11 protein-coding genes and 4 tRNA genes are annotated in these 16,828 nt (G+C 50.1%); all 15 read left to right on the forward strand.

The genetic code is table 11. The features are described 5' to 3' along the window. Nucleotides 1-91: 91 nt before the first annotated feature. Nucleotides 92-2,128 (forward strand): M13 family metallopeptidase, encoded by a 2,037-nt coding sequence (locus tag ACYVI1_RS28460; RefSeq protein WP_460914757.1) that lies wholly within the window; start codon nt 92-94, stop codon nt 2,126-2,128. A 54-nt stretch (nt 2,129-2,182) separates the two neighbouring features. Then, the gene (locus ACYVI1_RS28465) at nt 2,183-2,719 is read left to right on the forward strand and encodes a hypothetical protein (RefSeq protein ID WP_460914758.1); all 537 of its coding nucleotides are present in this window, start codon (nt 2,183-2,185) and stop codon (nt 2,717-2,719) included. Between the two features lie 113 nt (nt 2,720-2,832). Beyond that, nucleotides 2,833-2,915 (forward strand) — tRNA-Tyr (locus tag ACYVI1_RS28470). Between the two features lie 74 nt (nt 2,916-2,989). After that, a tRNA-Gly gene (locus ACYVI1_RS28475) sits at nt 2,990-3,062 on the forward strand. 87 nt (nt 3,063-3,149) lie between these two features. Continuing rightward, a tRNA-Thr gene (locus ACYVI1_RS28480) sits at nt 3,150-3,221 on the forward strand. A 141-nt stretch (nt 3,222-3,362) separates the two neighbouring features. Further along, nucleotides 3,363-4,550 carry an elongation factor Tu gene (gene tuf, locus ACYVI1_RS28485; RefSeq protein ID WP_460914759.1) on the forward strand — a complete coding sequence of 396 codons (1,188 nt, stop codon included), beginning with the start codon at nt 3,363-3,365 and terminating at the stop codon, nt 4,548-4,550. Between the two features lie 182 nt (nt 4,551-4,732). After that, nucleotides 4,733-4,806 (forward strand) — tRNA-Trp (locus ACYVI1_RS28490). 13 nt (nt 4,807-4,819) lie between these two features. Next, on the forward strand, nt 4,820-5,011 hold the full coding sequence (gene secE / locus ACYVI1_RS28495) for a preprotein translocase subunit SecE (RefSeq protein ID WP_460914761.1): 192 nt from the start codon (nt 4,820-4,822) through the stop codon (nt 5,009-5,011). 90 nt (nt 5,012-5,101) lie between these two features. Then, a complete protein-coding gene (nusG, locus tag ACYVI1_RS28500) occupies nt 5,102-5,662 on the forward strand; it encodes a transcription termination/antitermination protein NusG (protein WP_460914762.1) in 561 nt (186 codons plus the stop codon). 149 nt (nt 5,663-5,811) lie between these two features. Continuing rightward, nucleotides 5,812-6,255 carry a 50S ribosomal protein L11 gene (gene rplK, locus ACYVI1_RS28505; RefSeq protein ID WP_460914763.1) on the forward strand — a complete coding sequence of 148 codons (444 nt, stop codon included), beginning with the start codon at nt 5,812-5,814 and terminating at the stop codon, nt 6,253-6,255. Nucleotides 6,256-6,281: 26 nt separating this feature from the next. Beyond that, nucleotides 6,282-6,980 carry a 50S ribosomal protein L1 gene (gene rplA, locus ACYVI1_RS28510; protein ID WP_460914764.1) on the forward strand — a complete coding sequence of 233 codons (699 nt, stop codon included), beginning with the start codon at nt 6,282-6,284 and terminating at the stop codon, nt 6,978-6,980. Nucleotides 6,981-6,983: 3 nt separating this feature from the next. Further along, entirely contained in the window at nt 6,984-7,514 is a 531-nt protein-coding gene (rplJ, locus tag ACYVI1_RS28515) for a 50S ribosomal protein L10 (RefSeq protein ID WP_460914765.1), read from the forward strand. Between the two features lie 156 nt (nt 7,515-7,670). Continuing rightward, entirely contained in the window at nt 7,671-8,057 is a 387-nt protein-coding gene (rplL, locus tag ACYVI1_RS28520; protein ID WP_460914766.1) for a 50S ribosomal protein L7/L12, read from the forward strand. 250 nt (nt 8,058-8,307) lie between these two features. After that, on the forward strand, nt 8,308-12,177 hold the full coding sequence (gene rpoB, locus ACYVI1_RS28525; protein ID WP_460914767.1) for a DNA-directed RNA polymerase subunit beta: 3,870 nt from the start codon (nt 8,308-8,310) through the stop codon (nt 12,175-12,177). Between the two features lie 103 nt (nt 12,178-12,280). Continuing rightward, the gene (rpoC, locus tag ACYVI1_RS28530; protein ID WP_460914768.1) at nt 12,281-16,648 is read left to right on the forward strand and encodes a DNA-directed RNA polymerase subunit beta'; all 4,368 of its coding nucleotides are present in this window, start codon (nt 12,281-12,283) and stop codon (nt 16,646-16,648) included. Nucleotides 16,649-16,828 lie beyond the last annotated feature (180 nt).

The raw sequence follows: 16,828 nt of genomic DNA on the forward strand, positions 1-16,828 counted from the left end.
GTCCCGCGCAACGGCGGACCGTCCGCGTTACATGTAAATTGTTTTATTTACGTATTTTTGTTTTCTTTCATCAACCCCAATGCTTAACAACATGACTAAACGAGTGGCTTTTCTGTTAACGATAGCCGTAGCTATTGGTTTTATGGCGGCTGGCCCCCGCAAATTTATCGACCCGCAAAACATGGATTTGTCCGTGAAACCGGGCGACAATTTCTACCAGTATGCGAATGGTAACTGGTTGAAACAGAATGCGATTCCGGCTTCCAAAACGTCATGGGGCAGTTTCAATGAATTGCGCGAGAAGAGTTCAGAGGCTATGAAGTCGTTGCTTGAAGAAGCGGCCAAAACCACCACCAAAGGTCGTCTGTATCAGATGGTAGGCGATTATTACATGAGTGGCATGGATAGTATAAGCATTGAAAAACGCGGTTTCGACCCCATTAAACCTGACCTCGCCCGCATCGACAAAGTCAATAACAAAGCCGCTTTCCTGGATGAACTGGCCTATCAGCGGACACAGAGTAACAGCATGTTGTTTGGGTTTTTCGTAGGACAGGACCGCAAAAACGTCTCGAAATACCTGCCGCAGTTCAGTCAGGGAGGCACCACACTCCCCGACCGGGATTATTACCTGAAAAACGATGCCCGCAGTCAGAAAATTCGCGATGCCTACCGCGATAATCTGACCAAACTATTTACGCTGATTGGTGAAGAACCGACGCAGGCGTCGCAGGATGCCGACGTGATTATGCGCGTTGAGACGGCGCTGGCGAAGGCTCAGATGCCCCGCGTCGACCTACGCGACCCGTACAAAACTTACAATAAATTCACGGTCACGGATTTTAACAAGCAAACGCCGGGTATCAACTGGGCTGACCAGTTAACTAAATACGGCGTGAAAGGGCAGGACACGGTGCTGGTGCAAAGCCCGGTGTTTTTTCGTGCGCTCGATAGCCTGGTGACGGCTACCCCCATCGAAGACTGGCGGACGTATATGCGCTGGAATATTCTTAAAGGCTCGGCTCCGTATTTGAGCGATGCTTTTGTGAAACAGAATTTTGCATTCTCAAAAGTACTGACCGGTCAGAAAGAAGAAACGCCCCGCTGGCAGCGGGTTAGTGGGCTGATTGATGGTTCGCTGGGCGATTTGCTGGGACAACTTTATGTACAGAAGTACTTCAAGCCAGAAGCCAGGCAGCGAATGCTCTCGCTGGTCGATAACCTCGAAGCGTCGTATAAAGAACACATCAAAAACCTCGACTGGATGAGCGAGGATACTAAAAAGAAAGCCCTTATTAAACTGCTGGCGTTCAAGCGTAAAATTGGGTACCCCGATAAGTGGAAGAATTATGACGGGGTGGCCATTGCCCGTGATGATTTCTATGGAAACGTGAAGTCGGCCAGCAAGTGGTCGTATAATTACATGATCAATCGCCTGGGAAAACCTGTCGACCGGACGGAGTGGGGCATGACACCGCCAACCGTCAATGCCTATTACAATTCGGTTAATAATGAAATCGCTTTTCCGGCGGCTATTCTCCAATTTCCGTTCTACGACTTTGAGGCCGATGATGCCATTAATTATGGCGGAATCGGAGCGGTAATTGGGCACGAGATGACGCATGGATTCGATGACTCTGGCCGGCAGTTCGATGCCGATGGAACCCTGCGCGACTGGTGGACCAAAGCAGACGCCGAGAACTTCAAAAAACGCGCCGATCAGGTAAAAGAACAGTTTTTTGGCTTCAAGGTGCTGGACTCGATTAAAGTAAACGGGCAGTTGACGCTCGGCGAAAACTTAGCCGACCTTGGCGGGTTAGCCATTGCTTACGATGCGTTCAAAAAAACGACACAAGGCCGGGCCACGCTTGGCAAAGCGAACGGCAAGAAAAATATGATTGACGGATTCACGCCCGACCAGCGATTCTTCTTATCGTGGGCACAGGTCTGGCGAATTAATGTTTTGCCCGAAACGCAGGCCCAGTTGATTATGACCGACCCGCACGCACCGGGTCTTTACCGGTGCAATGGTCCCCTGTCGAACATCAACGCGTGGTATCAGGCGTTCAACGTTCAGCCCGGCGATAAAATGTACAAAAAGCCCGAGGACAGAATTAAGGTTTGGTGATAAATTTGTTTTAGCCGCTCCGGCGGCCTGGCTAAAACTACAAACCGTTTTCCTATGCTTACCTCACGACTATTTATTGCCTTAATATGTATCGGCTTATCCTGCCAAACCAAATCCAACCAGGAAACCGACACAAAAACAGCCGTTGCAACCGAAGATAGTGCAGCAATGCTGGCGAAACGGCCGGCTGCCGGAGCACCCCGGTCGGCCGCAGACCGCTTGGTGAGAGCGCTTTATTTTGAGCATAATAAGAAAGAAAACCCGTTTCGGGAGACAAAAGACCGCATGTTGGTAGACCAGTTTTTTGCCAAACCCACCGCCGACCTTATTTGGAGGGATGCCCAAAAACCATCGGGCAACGTGAACCGGACAAAAATAAACCTCCTTTTCAACGCGCCTGATGCGGTTATCAAAAAAACGTGGGTTGAGCCAGCCTCCATAGGTGGCTCACGGGCAATCGTTTACGTGACGTTTGAGAACAGCGGTAAAGCCGAAGAAGTCAAAATTGATATGCAGCAGGTAGCTGGCCGGTGGCGTATCATAGAAATGCTTTACCCCGGCGGAAAGCAACTAACCCAATTGCTCCAGTAGGCCTTCCGGGCAAAATTATTTTTAAAGCATCTGTTGACAACACCGCAAAAACATGTAATTTTGCAACTCCAAAACCGAAACCGGGATTGGAAACGTTCGTTGATAGTGTTTTTGGGGAGTTTCCAGAGTGGCCAAATGGATCAGACTGTAAATCTGCTGGCGTACGCCTTCGGAGGTTCGAATCCTCCACTCCCCACAGAATAGTCATCAGTCAATAGTCAACAATAGTTTATGCTAATGACTGGCTCCTATCGACAAATGACTCTTTTTGCGGAAGTAGCTCAATTGGTAGAGCGATAGCCTTCCAAGCTATAGGTTGCGGGTTCGAGACCCGTCTTCCGCTCAATTAATGAAAAATGTACAATGAAAAATGTATTATGCCCCTTCGGCGCCCCCATTTTACATTGCCCGTTATCCATTAATTAAATAAGCCGTTATAGCTCAGCGGTAGAGCACTTCCTTGGTAAGGAAGAGGTCCGGGGTTCAAGTCCCCGTAACGGCTCAAGACTTCGTTGAGAAGTCTTTTTTTAGGTTTAAGCCCAAATGGCGTCAGACTTTAAACGGAATGATTTCGCTGGGTTTAAGTGAGTTTCAGCGAAATCATCCAATAACAATCAACAGTTCACAATAGCGTTTTAAAAACATGGCAAAAGAGAATTTTGACCGCTCGAAACCGCACGTTAACATCGGTACGATTGGTCACGTTGACCACGGTAAAACGACGCTGACGGCTGCCATTACGAAAGTGCTGGCCGGAAAGGGTCTGGCCGCAATTCGGGATTTCTCCTCGATTGACAACGCTCCGGAAGAAAAAGAGCGTGGCATCACTATCAATACATCGCACGTTGAGTATTCAACGGCTGCCCGTCACTACGCGCACGTTGACTGCCCTGGTCACGCCGACTATGTGAAAAACATGGTAACCGGTGCTGCTCAAATGGACGGCGCTATCCTCGTGGTAGCAGCAACAGATGGCCCAATGCCACAAACGCGTGAGCACATCCTGCTCGCCCGTCAGGTAGGTGTGCCTCAGCTTGTTGTGTTCATGAACAAAGTCGATATGGTCGACGATCCGGAGTTGCTCGAACTCGTTGAGATGGAAATCCGTGAGTTACTAAGTTTCTATCAATTCGATGGCGATAACATCCCGGTTATTCAGGGTTCGGCCCTGGGTGGTCTGAACGGCGATGCCAAATGGGTAAAAACCATTGAAGAACTGATGGATTCGGTCGATAGCTTTATTCCGCTACCTCCTCGTCAGACGGAACTTCCATTCCTGATGCCAGTTGAGGACGTATTTTCGATCACGGGTCGTGGTACAGTAGCAACGGGCCGTATCGAACGCGGTATCATTAACTCGGGCGAACAGGTTGAAATCCTCGGTATGGGTGCTGAAAACCTGAAGTCAGTTGTAACGGGTGTTGAAATGTTCCGGAAAATTCTGGACCGTGGCGAAGCCGGTGACAACGTAGGTTTGCTGCTTCGTGGTATCGAAAAAGCCGATATTCGTCGGGGTATGGTAATCTGCAAGCCAGGTTCGGTAACTCCGCACCTGAAGTTCAAAGCAGAGGTTTATGTCTTGTCGAAAGAAGAAGGTGGTCGTCATACCCCGTTCTTTAACAAGTACCGTCCGCAGTTTTACTTCCGCACCACCGATGTAACGGGCGAAATCATGTTACCAGCTAACGTTGAAATGGTAATGCCGGGTGATAACATCACGATTGAGGTGAGCCTGATCAATAAAATTGCTATGGAAAAAGGTCTCCGGTTCGCTATTCGCGAAGGAGGTCGTACCGTAGGCGCCGGTCAGGTAACGGAAATTCTCGACTAAGCAGTAAGTAACTCAAAACAAGTGCATTTCTTAACGGGAATGCACTTGTTTTTTGATATTATTTCGTACTTTTGCAGTCCGTTTCAGAAAGAGTTTATAGTCGTTAGCCTTTGGTTGATACTAATTTATCAATTATTGACAAAAACTATCGACTAAAGACTGACAACTATCGACCAATATACACGGGTGTAGTTCAAGGGTAGAATAGCGGTCTCCAAAACCGTTGATGGGAGTTCGAATCTCTCCACCCGTGCCAATCCTTATTACAGATGGACAAGTTTATATCGTTTCTGAAAGCCTCCTGGGAGGAAGTTCAGCATAACGTGACCTGGCCTAAATTCAGCGACCTCCAATCCAGTTCAATGCTGGTGCTGATAGCCTCGCTGATTTTCGCGCTCTTGGTCGGGTTAATGGATTTAATCCTTGAGAACGGACTGAACGCATTTTATCAGTCCTTCTAACTGAAGTACATTTACGATATATGAAGCACAATTCCTGTTCGTGCGTCAGCTAAAATCGTAAATCGTACTTCGTAAATCGTAAATCATTACATGAGCGGCATACAGTGGTACGTCATTCGGGCCGTGTCGGGTCAGGAGAAGAAGATCAAATCCTACCTCGACAATGAAATTATCCGGCAGAAGTTGGACGAAATAATTCCGCAGGTGCTAATCCCGGCGGAGAAGGTGTACGAAATGCGTAACGGAAAGAAGCGCGTTCGGGAAAAGTCATTTTTCCCTGGCTACATCCTCATTTCGGCTGATTTGGGTAATAACCGCGCCCTCGACATGATTCTGAATATGCCCGGTGTGTTGGGGTTCTTAGGGAACTCACAGGTTGGAACAACCTCTAAAGTTCCGGTTCCGCTCCGTCAGGCCGAGGTAAATCGAATTCTGGGTAAAGTGGCCGAAGAAACGCAGGAAGTTGCCGCACCAACCTCCAGTTATATCAAGGGTGAAAATATTAAAGTTGTCGATGGACCGTTTGGCGGTTTTATCGGTACCGTAGAAGAAGTATTCGACGACCGGAAAAAACTGAACGTCGTTGTCAAAATATTTGGCCGGAATACACCGGTAGAACTCAGTTACGCGCAAGTAGAAAAGGAAAACTGATTGTAACGTCAGTTTCCGTGGTCGGACGTTCTATGCTTCCCTCAGAGAATAAACGACCAAAACAAGTTGGTTTATCATCAAGAAATACGGATGGGTTATGTGACTGACCGCCGTAGGACGTACTGGTAAATCGTAACTCAATTACCACAATGGCAAAAGAAGTAGGTGGCTACGTTAAGCTGCAAGTTAAAGGCGGACAAGCCAACCCCTCACCTCCGATTGGTCCGGCATTAGGTTCCAAGGGTTTAAATATCATGGAATTCTGCAAACAGTTCAATGGCCGAACGCAGGATAAAATGGGTACGGTACTGCCGGTTTTGATTACGTATTACAAGGATAAGTCCTTTGATTTCGTCATCAAAACGCCACCCGCACCGATTCTGCTGATGGAAGCAGCTAAGCTGAAAGGTGGCTCTGCTGAACCAAACCGCAAAAAAGTTGGCTCAGTAACGTGGGATCAGGTTCGGACAATCGCAGAAACGAAGATGCCCGATTTGAACGCGTTTACGGTTGAGTCGGCTATGAAGCAGGTGGCCGGAACGGCCCGCAGCATGGGAATTACGGTGACGGGCACTGCGCCCTTCGAGAACTAAACAGACTTGCCGAAGCAAACACAGAAATGGCTAAGTTAACGAAAAAACAAAAGGAAGCCCAGTCGAAGTACGACGCTGCCAAAGAATACTCGCTCCAACAGGCGGCTGAGATTCTGAAGGACATTTCGTACACCAAATTCGACGCTTCCGTGGATATTGACGTCCGGTTAGGCGTTGACCCGCGTAAAGCCGACCAGATGGTACGTGGCGTTGCTACGTTGCCGCATGGTACGGGTAAAACGGTTCGCGTACTGGTGCTTTGCACCCCGGACAAGGAGAACGAAGCGAAAGAAGCGGGTGCTGATTTTGTGGGCCTGGACGAATACATCCAGAAAATCGAACAAGGCTGGACGGACATCGACGTGATTATCACGATGCCGAACGTCATGGCCAAAGTCGGTCGTCTGGGTAAAGTGCTGGGGCCACGCGGTTTGATGCCAAATCCGAAATCGGGTACAGTAACACCCGACGTAGCCAAAGCAGTTCGCGAGGTGAAAGCTGGCAAAATCGACTTTAAAGTTGACAAAACCGGTATTATTCACACCAGTATTGGTAAAGTATCGTTTACGCCGGAAAAGCTGGCTGAAAACGCGCAGGAAATCATCGCTACACTCATGCGTCTGAAGCCTTCATCGGCTAAAGGCACCTACGTGAAAACGATCAACCTGTCGAGCACGATGAGTCCGGGAGTAACGATTGATAAAGGCACAGTAGCCGGAATTTAAGCCATGAAGCGCGAGGACAAAGGAGCAATTATTGAGGAATTAACTGGAAAGTTCCAGTCGATTCCCTTCTTCTACATCACGGAAGCCAATGGCATGACGGTTGCTGAAACCAACAACCTCCGTCGGATGTGTTATGAGCGGGGCATCGAGTACAAAGTGGTGAAAAATACCTTCATCAAAAAAGCACTCGAAACCCTCGATACGGATTATACGCCGTTCAACGATGCGGTGCTGCATGGGCAGTCGGCAGTGATGTTTCACCCCGAAAATGGCAAAGCAGCCGCTAAGCTAATAAAGGAGTTCCGTAAAACGAGCGACAAGCTACAACTCAAAGCAGCGTCTATTGATTACAGTCTGTTTATTGGCGCTGACCAACTCGACACGCTCATCGCCCTGAAGAGCAAGGAAGAGTTGATTGGCGAAATCATCGGTCTGTTGCAATCGCCTGCTAAAAACGTCATCTCGGCGTTGCAGAGTGGTGGAAACAAATTGGCTGGTATCCTCAAAACGCTGTCGGAGCGCGAGGAAGCCTAAGAGATGAATGATTGGGATGTCGGATTTGGGCTTTATTCTTATCCGAACCGCGACGGCGGACCGTTCATAAAATCATACATCCGAAATTTTTAGTCAAGGGCGGGTGCCTGAGACAGTCTAACAATTGTATCACAATCAAATTAAGAAAATACTACAATGGCAGATTTGAAAGCGTTCGCGGAGCAGCTTGTAAGCCTGACAGTTAAGGAAGTCAATGAATTGGCTACTATCCTGAAGGATGAGTATGGTATTGAGCCTGCTGCTGCGGCTCCCGTAATGGTAGCTGGGGGTGGTGCAGGTGCCGATGAGGCTGCTCCGGCTGCCGCTGAAAAGACTTCGTTCGACGTTGTTCTAAAGTCGGCTGGTGCTGCTAAACTGGCTGTCGTGAAATTGGTGAAAGACCTGACCGGTCTGGGCCTGAAAGAAGCCAAGGAATTGGTTGATAACTCGCCAAGACCCGTAAAAGAAGGCGTCTCTAAAGACGAAGCCGAAGCGCTCCGCAAGCAACTTGAAGAAGCTGGTGCTGAAGTAGAAGTTAAGTAAGCAACCACTTTTTGCATATCGCTCCAGGCAGGGGAGGCCAGACCAACGTCTGGTCTTTTCCTGTTTTAGAGCTATTTTTGTCTAAAGTACTTGCAAAAGACAAACTTATTTTTATTGCTCTATGTTCTCTATTTACGCCCCTTGGGTTGGGTGACACCTGGGGTCTAAATACCGCTTTAGTTCGAGTGCCGTGGCAAATCTTCGCAACGCACTCATTGAGAATCGGTTACGCACTAAACGAAGCACAATCTTGGCGACAAACGCGAAAATCAGTACACGCAAAAATTTTGCGACGATTCAGCCTGTGATTGGATACCCAGACTTTCTGGATATTCAAGTTAAATCCTTCAAAGATTTTTTCCAGCTTGACACACCTTCCAACCAACGGTCGGAAGAAGGTCTGTTCAAAGTTTTTCAGGAAAACTTCCCCATTTCCGACTCCCGTGAGAATTTCAAGCTGGAGTTCATCGACTACTCAGTTGACCCACCGAAGTACTCCGTTGATGAGTCTATCGACCGGGGCCTGACGTATTCGGTGCCTCTGAAAGCCAAACTGCGCCTGTCTAACAATGACCCCGACAACGAGGACTTTGAGACGATTGAGCAGGAAGTGTTCCTGGGTAATATTCCGTACATGACCGAGAAAGGCTCGTTCGTCATTAACGGAGCCGAGCGAGTGATTGTTTCACAATTGCACCGTTCGCCGGGCGTGTTCTTCTCCATGAGCAAACACACCAACGGCACCAAACTTTATTCGGCCCGGATTATTCCATTCAAAGGTTCCTGGATTGAATTCTCAACCGACGTTAACAATGTTATGTATGCGTACATCGACCGGAAAAAGAAATTTCCGGTAACGACGTTGCTGCGTGCCATTGGCTTCGGTTCGGATAAAGACATTCTGGACCTGTTCGGTCTGTCGGAAGAGGTACCGGCCACGCCCGCCAACCTGAAAAAAGCCATTGGCCGTCGGTTAGCGGCTCGGGTACTTCGCACATGGACGGAAGATTTCGTGGATGAGGATACAGGCGAAGTTGTGTCCATCAGCCGGAACGAGGTGCTCTTAGAGCGCGACTCGGCCATTTCGGCGGATGATATTGATGTGATTACGGATTCGGGTCAGAAGTCGGTCATCCTGCATAAGGAAGACATGAACATGGCCGATTACAACATCATTTATAATACGCTGCAAAAAGATAGTTCTAACTCGGAAAAAGAGGCTGTGGAGCAAATCTACCGGCAGCTTCGGAACGCCGACGCACCCGACGAACAAACAGCCCGTGAAATTATTCAGAGCCTGTTTTTCTCGGATAAACGCTATGACCTCGGCGACGTAGGCCGTTATCGGATCAACAAAAAACTTCAGCTCGATATATCATCAGAAATGAAGGTACTAACCACGGAAGACATTGTCTGCATCGTGAAATACCTGATTGGATTGATTAACTCAAAGGCCGTTGTCGATGATATTGACCATTTGAGCAACCGTCGTGTTCGCACGGTGGGAGAGCAGTTATACGCTCAGTTCGGCGTTGGTCTGGCTCGGATGGCGCGGACGATTAAAGAGCGGATGAACGTTCGGGATAACGAGGACTTTAAACCCGTTGACCTGATTAACGCCCGGACCCTGTCGTCGGTGATTAACTCGTTCTTCGGTACCAACCAGTTGTCGCAGTTTATGGACCAAACCAACCCGCTGGCCGAGGTGACGCACAAGCGTCGGATGTCGGCGCTGGGACCGGGTGGTCTTTCGCGCGAACGGGCGGGCTTTGAGGTTCGTGATGTACACTACACGCACTACGGCCGTTTGTGTACCATCGAAACCCCGGAAGGCCCGAACATTGGTCTGATTTCCTCGCTATGTGTCTATGCCAAAATTAACAGCATGGGCTTTATTGAAACGCCATACCGGATTATCGAGAACGGGAAAGTGTCGATGGATAAGCCAGTGATGTATCTGACGGCCGAAGAAGAAGATACGCATTACATTGCCCAGGCCAACGCGGGCATCGACAAGAAGGGGAATTTCCAGGTTGATCGCCTGAAAGCCCGCTTTGAAGGCGACTTCCCGATGGCCGAACCGGCGAACGTGACCTTCATGGACATTGCTCCGAATCAGATTGTATCGGTGGCGGCTTCTATGATTCCGTTCCTTGAGCACGACGATGCTAACCGCGCCCTGATGGGTTCGAACATGCAGCGTCAGGCGGTTCCACTGCTCCGTCCCGAAGCCCCGATTGTAGGCACGGGTCTGGAAGGCCGCGTCGCCGTTGACTCCCGGACTTTAGTTATCGCCGAAGCAGATGGTGTGGTTGAGTTGGTCGACGCCAGCAAAATTGTGGTTAAGTACAATCTTGACGACGACCAATTGGCTATCACCTTCGATGAAGATCGGAAAACGTATAACCTTATCAAGTTCCGCCGGACCAACCAGGATACCTGCATCAACATTAAGCCGACGGTGCTGAAAGGCCAGAAGGTGAAAAAAGGCGATGTGCTTTGCGAAGGATACGCGACACAGGCGGGCGAGTTGGCACTGGGCCGGAACATGAAAGTTGCTTTCATGCCGTGGCAGGGGTACAACTTCGAGGATGCCATCGTGATTTCGGAGCGTGTTGTGCGGGAAGACATTTTTACTTCGATTCACATCGAAGAGTTTGAACTGGAAGTACGCGACACGAAGCGGGGCGAAGAGGAATTAACCTCCGAAATTCCGAACGTGAGCGAAGAAACCGTTCGTAACCTCGATGAGAACGGTATCGTTCGCGTAGGTACGGAAGTGAAAGAAGGTGATATTCTGATTGGTAAGATTACACCCAAGGGTGAAAGTGACCCAACGCCGGAAGAAAAACTGCTCCGGGCCATCTTCGGCGATAAAGCCGGTGACGTGAAGGATGCATCCAAAAAAGCACCGCCATCGCTCAAAGGCGTGGTTATCGACACCAAGTTGTTTGCACGTCCGGCCAAAGAAGACCGGGGTAAGCACAAAGACGAAGTGAAGGTGCTGATGAAAAAGTACGGTCGTGAGTTGAATGACTTCCGCACGCGTATGATTGAAAAATTAGTATCCTTGCTCGATGGCAAAACCAGTGCAGGCGTTAAGCACAAATTCGGCGACGAAATTGTAAGTAAAGGGGTGAAGTTCAATCGTAAGAACGTTACGGATAACCTCTTCCCCGACAAAAACGCGTATCGCGACGAAAGCAGCTATGCCGTGCCGGAAGAAGCTAACCTTCTGTCGGACATGAACCTGAACGACTGGACAGACGACGAGAAGACAAACGAGATGGTTGTTGCTTTAGTCAAAAACTACAACAATCGTCGGAGTGAAATTACGGGTCGGTTCAAGCGCGAACGGTTTACGCTCGAAGTAGGCGACGAACTACCAGCGGGTATCGTGAAATTAGCTAAAGTCTATATCGCCAAGAAGCGTAAGCTGAAAGTAGGCGACAAAATGGCTGGTCGCCACGGTAACAAAGGGGTGGTTGCCCGGATTGTGCGCGATGAAGACCTGCCATTCCTCGAAGACGGTACAAAAGTAGACATCGTTCTGAACCCGCTCGGCGTACCAAGCCGGATGAACCTCGGCCAGATTTACGAAACCGTACTGGCCTGGGCCGGTCAGAAACTCGACCGCAAATACGCCACACCGATTTTCGACGGAGCGACGGAACAGCAGGTAGCCGACGAGTTGAACGAAGCGGGTCTACCCTCGTTTGGCCGGACGTACCTTTATAATGGTCTGACGGGCGAGCGATTCGACCAGCCGGTAACGGTCGGTATCATCTACATGCTCAAACTTGGCCACTTGGTGGACGACAAGATGCACGCCCGTTCGATTGGCCCGTACTCGCTCATTACGCAGCAGCCATTGGGTGGTAAGGCGCAGTTCGGTGGTCAGCGGTTCGGTGAGATGGAAGTGTGGGCGCTGGAAGCTTTCGGAGCCTCGAACATCCTGCAGGAAATTCTGACCGTGAAATCCGATGACGTCGTTGGTCGTGCGAAGGCATACGAGGCCATTGTGAAAGGTGAAAACCTGCCGAAGCCGAATATTCCCGAGTCGTTCAACGTACTGGTTCACGAATTACGCGGGTTAGCCCTTGAAATTACATTAGAGTAGGTTTAAGTTCCAGGTTTCAGGTGTCAGGTTCCCGGTTGGTGCTACTAATTTGGAACTTGAAACCTTGAACCTGAAACCGTTTTTAACTATTAATCTCCAACCAATGTCGTTCAAAAAGAACAAGAAACTCAATAGCGACTTCCAGAGCGTGACCATCAGCCTGGCATCGCCGGAGTCTATTTTGGAGAGTTCCTACGGCGAAGTGACACAGCCGGAGACCATCAATTACCGGACTTACAAACCCGAAATGGGCGGCTTGTTCTGCGAGCGCATTTTCGGGCCTGTGAAAGACTGGGAATGTCATTGCGGCAAATACAAAAGGATTCGCTACAAAGGCATTATCTGCGACCGTTGCGGAGTTGAAGTAACCGAGAAAAAGGTTCGCCGGGAGCGCATGGGACACATCGAACTGGTGGTACCTGTTGCACATATCTGGTACTTCCGCAGCCTGCCGAACAAAATCGGGTATCTGCTGGGCCTGTCGACCAAGAAGCTCGACCAGATTATTTATTACGAACGGTATATTGTTGTTCAGCCCGGCGTAAAAGCGGAGGACGGCATCAACCAACTCGATTTCCTGACGGAAGACGAATATTTGGACATCATCGACAAATTGCCGGGCGCCAACCAGCACCTCGACGATAAAGACCCAAACAAATTCATCGCCAAGATGGGGGCCGAAGCGTTGGAAATGCTGTTGTCGCGGGTGGAGTTGGATGAACTTTCCTACTCGCTTCGCCACGCTGCCGCCACCGACACGTCGCAGCAACGGAAAGCTGAAGCGCTGAAACGGCTGAAAGTTGTCGAAGCGTTTCGGGAAGCGAATGGCCGCATCGAAAACCGCCCCGAGTGGATGGTGATTAAGATGGTGCCGGTGATTCCGCCCGAACTGCGCCCGCTCGTCCCGCTGGATGGTGGCCGGTTTGCTACGTCTGATTTGAATGACCTGTATCGCCGGGTTATCATTCGGAACAACCGTCTGAAGCGGCTTATCGAAATCAAGGCTCCCGAAGTTATTCTCCGGAACGAAAAACGGATGTTGCAGGAAGCCGTTGACTCGCTGTTCGACAACTCGCGGAAGGTAAACGCCGTTCGTTCGGAAGGAAACCGGGCACTGAAGTCGCTGTCCGACATGCTGAAAGGCAAACAGGGACGTTTCCGGCAAAACCTGCTTGGTAAGCGTGTCGACTATTCGGGTCGTTCGGTTATCGTGGTTGGGCCAGAACTGAAACTGCACGAGTGTGGTCTGCCGAAAGACATGGCGGCTGAGTTATTCAAGCCGTTTGTAATTCGTAAGCTTATTGAGCGGGGCATCGTGAAAACGGTGAAGTCAGCCAAGAAAATCGTTGACCGGAAAGACCCCGTTATCTGGGACATTCTGGAGAACGTACTGAAAGGCCACCCTGTTCTGCTGAACCGGGCACCAACACTGCACCGCTTAGGTATTCAGGCATTCCAGCCGAAACTTATTGAGGGGAAAGCGATTCAGTTGCACCCACTCGTTTGTACCGCCTTCAACGCTGACTTTGACGGTGACCAGATGGCTGTTCACGTGCCGCTGGGCCAGGAAGCTGTATTGGAAGCGTCATTGCTGATGCTGGCATCGCACAACATTCTGAATCCGGCCAACGGTGCGCCGATTACGGTACCGTCCCAGGACATGGTGTTGGGTCTGTACTATGTGACCAAAGGTCGCAAGAGCATTCCTGAATACCCAATTGTGGGTGAGGGCATGATCTTCTACGGTACCGAAGAGGTTGTTATCGGTATCAACGAAGGCAAAGTTTCCAAGCACGCCAATATCAAATGCCGGGTGAAAGTCCGCGATGAGAATGGCGAACTGGTGTATAAAATTATTGACACAGTTGCGGGTCGGTTATTGTTCAACCAGTTTGTGCCGGAGGAAGTTGGCTATATTAACGAACTGCTGACGAAGAAGAAGCTGCAACAAATCATTGCGCTTATCTTCAAGATTTCGGGTGGTGCGCGGACGGCTCAGTTCCTCGATGACATCAAAGAACTTGGTTTCCAGATGGCGTTCAAAGGTGGCCTGTCCATCGGGTTGAGTGATGTGATGATTCCTGAAGCCAAACAGGGTTTGGTTGACGAAGCGAAAGCCGAAGTCCAGGCCGTTTGGGATAACTACCTGATGGGTCTGATTACGGAGAATGAACGCTATAACCAGGTTATCGACATCTGGACGCGTGTGAACTCCCGGCTAACCGAGACGCTGATGAAGCAACTCGAAGCGGATCAGGGCGGTTTCAACTCGATTTACATGATGATGCACTCGGGGGCACGTGGTTCGCGGGAGCAGATTCGTCAGTTGGGCGGTATGCGGGGTCTGATGGCCAAGCCGCAGAAAAACCTGCAAGGCTCAGTGGGTGAGATTATCGAAAACCCGATTCTGTCGAACTTCAAAGAAGGTCTCGACGTATTGGAGTACTTCATCTCAACACACGGTGCCCGGAAAGGTCTGGCCGATACGGCCCTGAAAACGGCCGATGCCGGTTACCTGACCCGTCGTTTGCACGATGTAGCGCAGGATGTTATCATCAGCGAAGACGATTGCGGAACCTTGCGTGGTTTGCAGGTGTCGGCTCTGAAAGACAACGAGGACATCGTTGAGCCACTATCTGAGCGGATTCTGGGCCGGACAACGGTCCATGACATTTACGACCCGCTTCTGAAGGATGACAATGGTAAACCCGTGTTAATTGTGGCTTCGGGAGAGTTGGTTACGGAAGAAGTAGCTGCTCATATCGACGAAACAAGCATTGAGACGGTTGAAATCCGGTCGGTATTGACGTGTGAGTCGCGTCAGGGCGTGTGCGCCAAGTGTTACGGGCGCAACCTGGCATCGGGACGCATGGTTGATATCGGTGAAGCGGTGGGCGTCATTGCCTCGCAATCCATCGGTGAGCCGGGTACGCAGTTAACCCTTCGTACTTTCCACGTAGGTGGTACGGCCTCAAACATCGCGGTCGACGCGTCCATCAAAGCGAAATTCGATGGGCTGATTGAGCTTGAAGAAATGCGGACGGTTGATTCTGAAGACGCTGAAGGTAACCCACAAACAATTGTGATGGGTCGCTCGGGCGAAGTTCGGATTGTGAACCCGAGTGACCGCAACTTAGTGCTCATCAGTAACAACGTACCTTATGGTGCATTCCTTCGGGTGAAAGACGGTGACATGGTGAAGAAAGGCGACGACATTTGCGCCTGGGATCCGTATAACGCCGTAATTCTGTCGGAACTGACGGGTACGCTGAACTTCGATGCGATTGAAGACGGTATTACGTATCGTGAAGAATTCGACGAACAGACCGGCTTCCAGGAGAAGGTCATCATCGACACCCGCGACAAGGCGAAGAACCCGGCTATTATTGTACAGGGCACAACAACGCTGACACTGCACTTACCTGATAATGAAGGTGGTCCATTGCAGAAGAGTTACAACCTGCCGGTTGGTTCGCGTTTAGTGGTGAAAGAAGGGCAGAAAATTAAAGCTGGTCAGCCGTTGGCAAAGATTCCGCGTAACGTGGGTAAAACCCGCGACATTACGGGTGGTCTGCCACGCGTAACGGAATTGTTTGAAGCCCGGAATCCATCGAACCCGGCCGTGGTGAGCGAAATTGATGGCGTTGTTACGTATGGTGCCATCAAGCGCGGTAACCGCGAAATCTTCATTGAGTCGAAAGACGGCACCAAGAAGAAGTACCTTGTACCGCTGTCGAAGTTCATCCTCGTGCAGGATAATGACTTTGTGCGGGCTGGTGCGCCACTGTCCGATGGAGCCATTACGCCGAGCGACATTCTGGCTATCAAAGGTCCAACTGCCGTTCAGGAGTATTTAGTGAATGAAATTCAGGAAGTTTACCGGCTACAGGGGGTGAAAATCAACGATAAGCACATCGAAGCCATCGTGCGGCAGATGATGCAGAAAGTTGAAATCATCGACTCAGGCGACACCAACTTCCTCGAAGGTCAGGTGGTGGATAAGTGGTCGTTCCGTGAAGAAAACGATAAAGTGCTCGACGCGAAAGTGGTTATGGAGCCTGGCGATTCGCCAAACTTCAAGCCGGGTATGATTGTTACGAGCCGTCAGCTACGCGACGAAAATTCCAGCCTGAAACGCCGTGACATGGCCCTCGTGACCGTGCGCGATGCCATGGCTGCCGTTTCGCAGCCAACGCTGATGGGTATCACGCAGTCGTCGCTGGGAACGGATAGTTTCATCTCGGCGGCCTCGTTCCAGGAAACGACGAAAGTGTTGAGTGAGGCTTCGATTCGGGGCAAGCGCGACACGCTCGACGGTCTGAAAGAGAACGTTATTGTGGGTCACCTGATTCCGGCGGGTACCGGTCTTCGCCATTACCAAAATGCGATTGTCGGTTCCAAAGAAGAACTCGAAACGATTACCGAATCGCGCGAACAGTTTGCCCGCAGCAAAAAACGGGCGACGGTCTAAGCGTCGAAATAGGATAAAATCAAAAAACGCCCCGGTCAGAAATGGTCGGGGCGTTTTTGCTTTGGTAGTGGTAAATGTCAAGCTGATTTAGTTTGATTATAATGGTTAATAAAGTTGAGTGTACGCGCAAAATGACTATCATCCGTTTTGGCAAAGGACAGCGTTTTACGGGTTAGGTGA

The organism is Spirosoma areae (assembly GCF_054781775.1).

What these genes read in the sequence shown, in the direction of transcription:
- ACYVI1_RS28460 (WP_460914757.1), top strand. Translation starts at nt 92, where the DNA reads ATGACTAAACGAGTGGCTTTTCTGTTAACGATAGCCGTAGCTATTGGT.
- ACYVI1_RS28465 (WP_460914758.1), top strand. Translation starts at nt 2,183, where the DNA reads ATGCTTACCTCACGACTATTTATTGCCTTAATATGTATCGGCTTATCC.
- tuf (WP_460914759.1), top strand. Translation starts at nt 3,363, where the DNA reads ATGGCAAAAGAGAATTTTGACCGCTCGAAACCGCACGTTAACATCGGT.
- secE (WP_460914761.1), top strand. Translation starts at nt 4,820, where the DNA reads ATGGACAAGTTTATATCGTTTCTGAAAGCCTCCTGGGAGGAAGTTCAG.
- nusG (WP_460914762.1), top strand. Translation starts at nt 5,102, where the DNA reads ATGAGCGGCATACAGTGGTACGTCATTCGGGCCGTGTCGGGTCAGGAG.
- rplK (WP_460914763.1), top strand. Translation starts at nt 5,812, where the DNA reads ATGGCAAAAGAAGTAGGTGGCTACGTTAAGCTGCAAGTTAAAGGCGGA.
- rplA (WP_460914764.1), top strand. Translation starts at nt 6,282, where the DNA reads ATGGCTAAGTTAACGAAAAAACAAAAGGAAGCCCAGTCGAAGTACGAC.
- rplJ (WP_460914765.1), top strand. Translation starts at nt 6,984, where the DNA reads ATGAAGCGCGAGGACAAAGGAGCAATTATTGAGGAATTAACTGGAAAG.
- rplL (WP_460914766.1), top strand. Translation starts at nt 7,671, where the DNA reads ATGGCAGATTTGAAAGCGTTCGCGGAGCAGCTTGTAAGCCTGACAGTT.
- rpoC (WP_460914768.1), top strand. Translation starts at nt 12,281, where the DNA reads ATGTCGTTCAAAAAGAACAAGAAACTCAATAGCGACTTCCAGAGCGTG.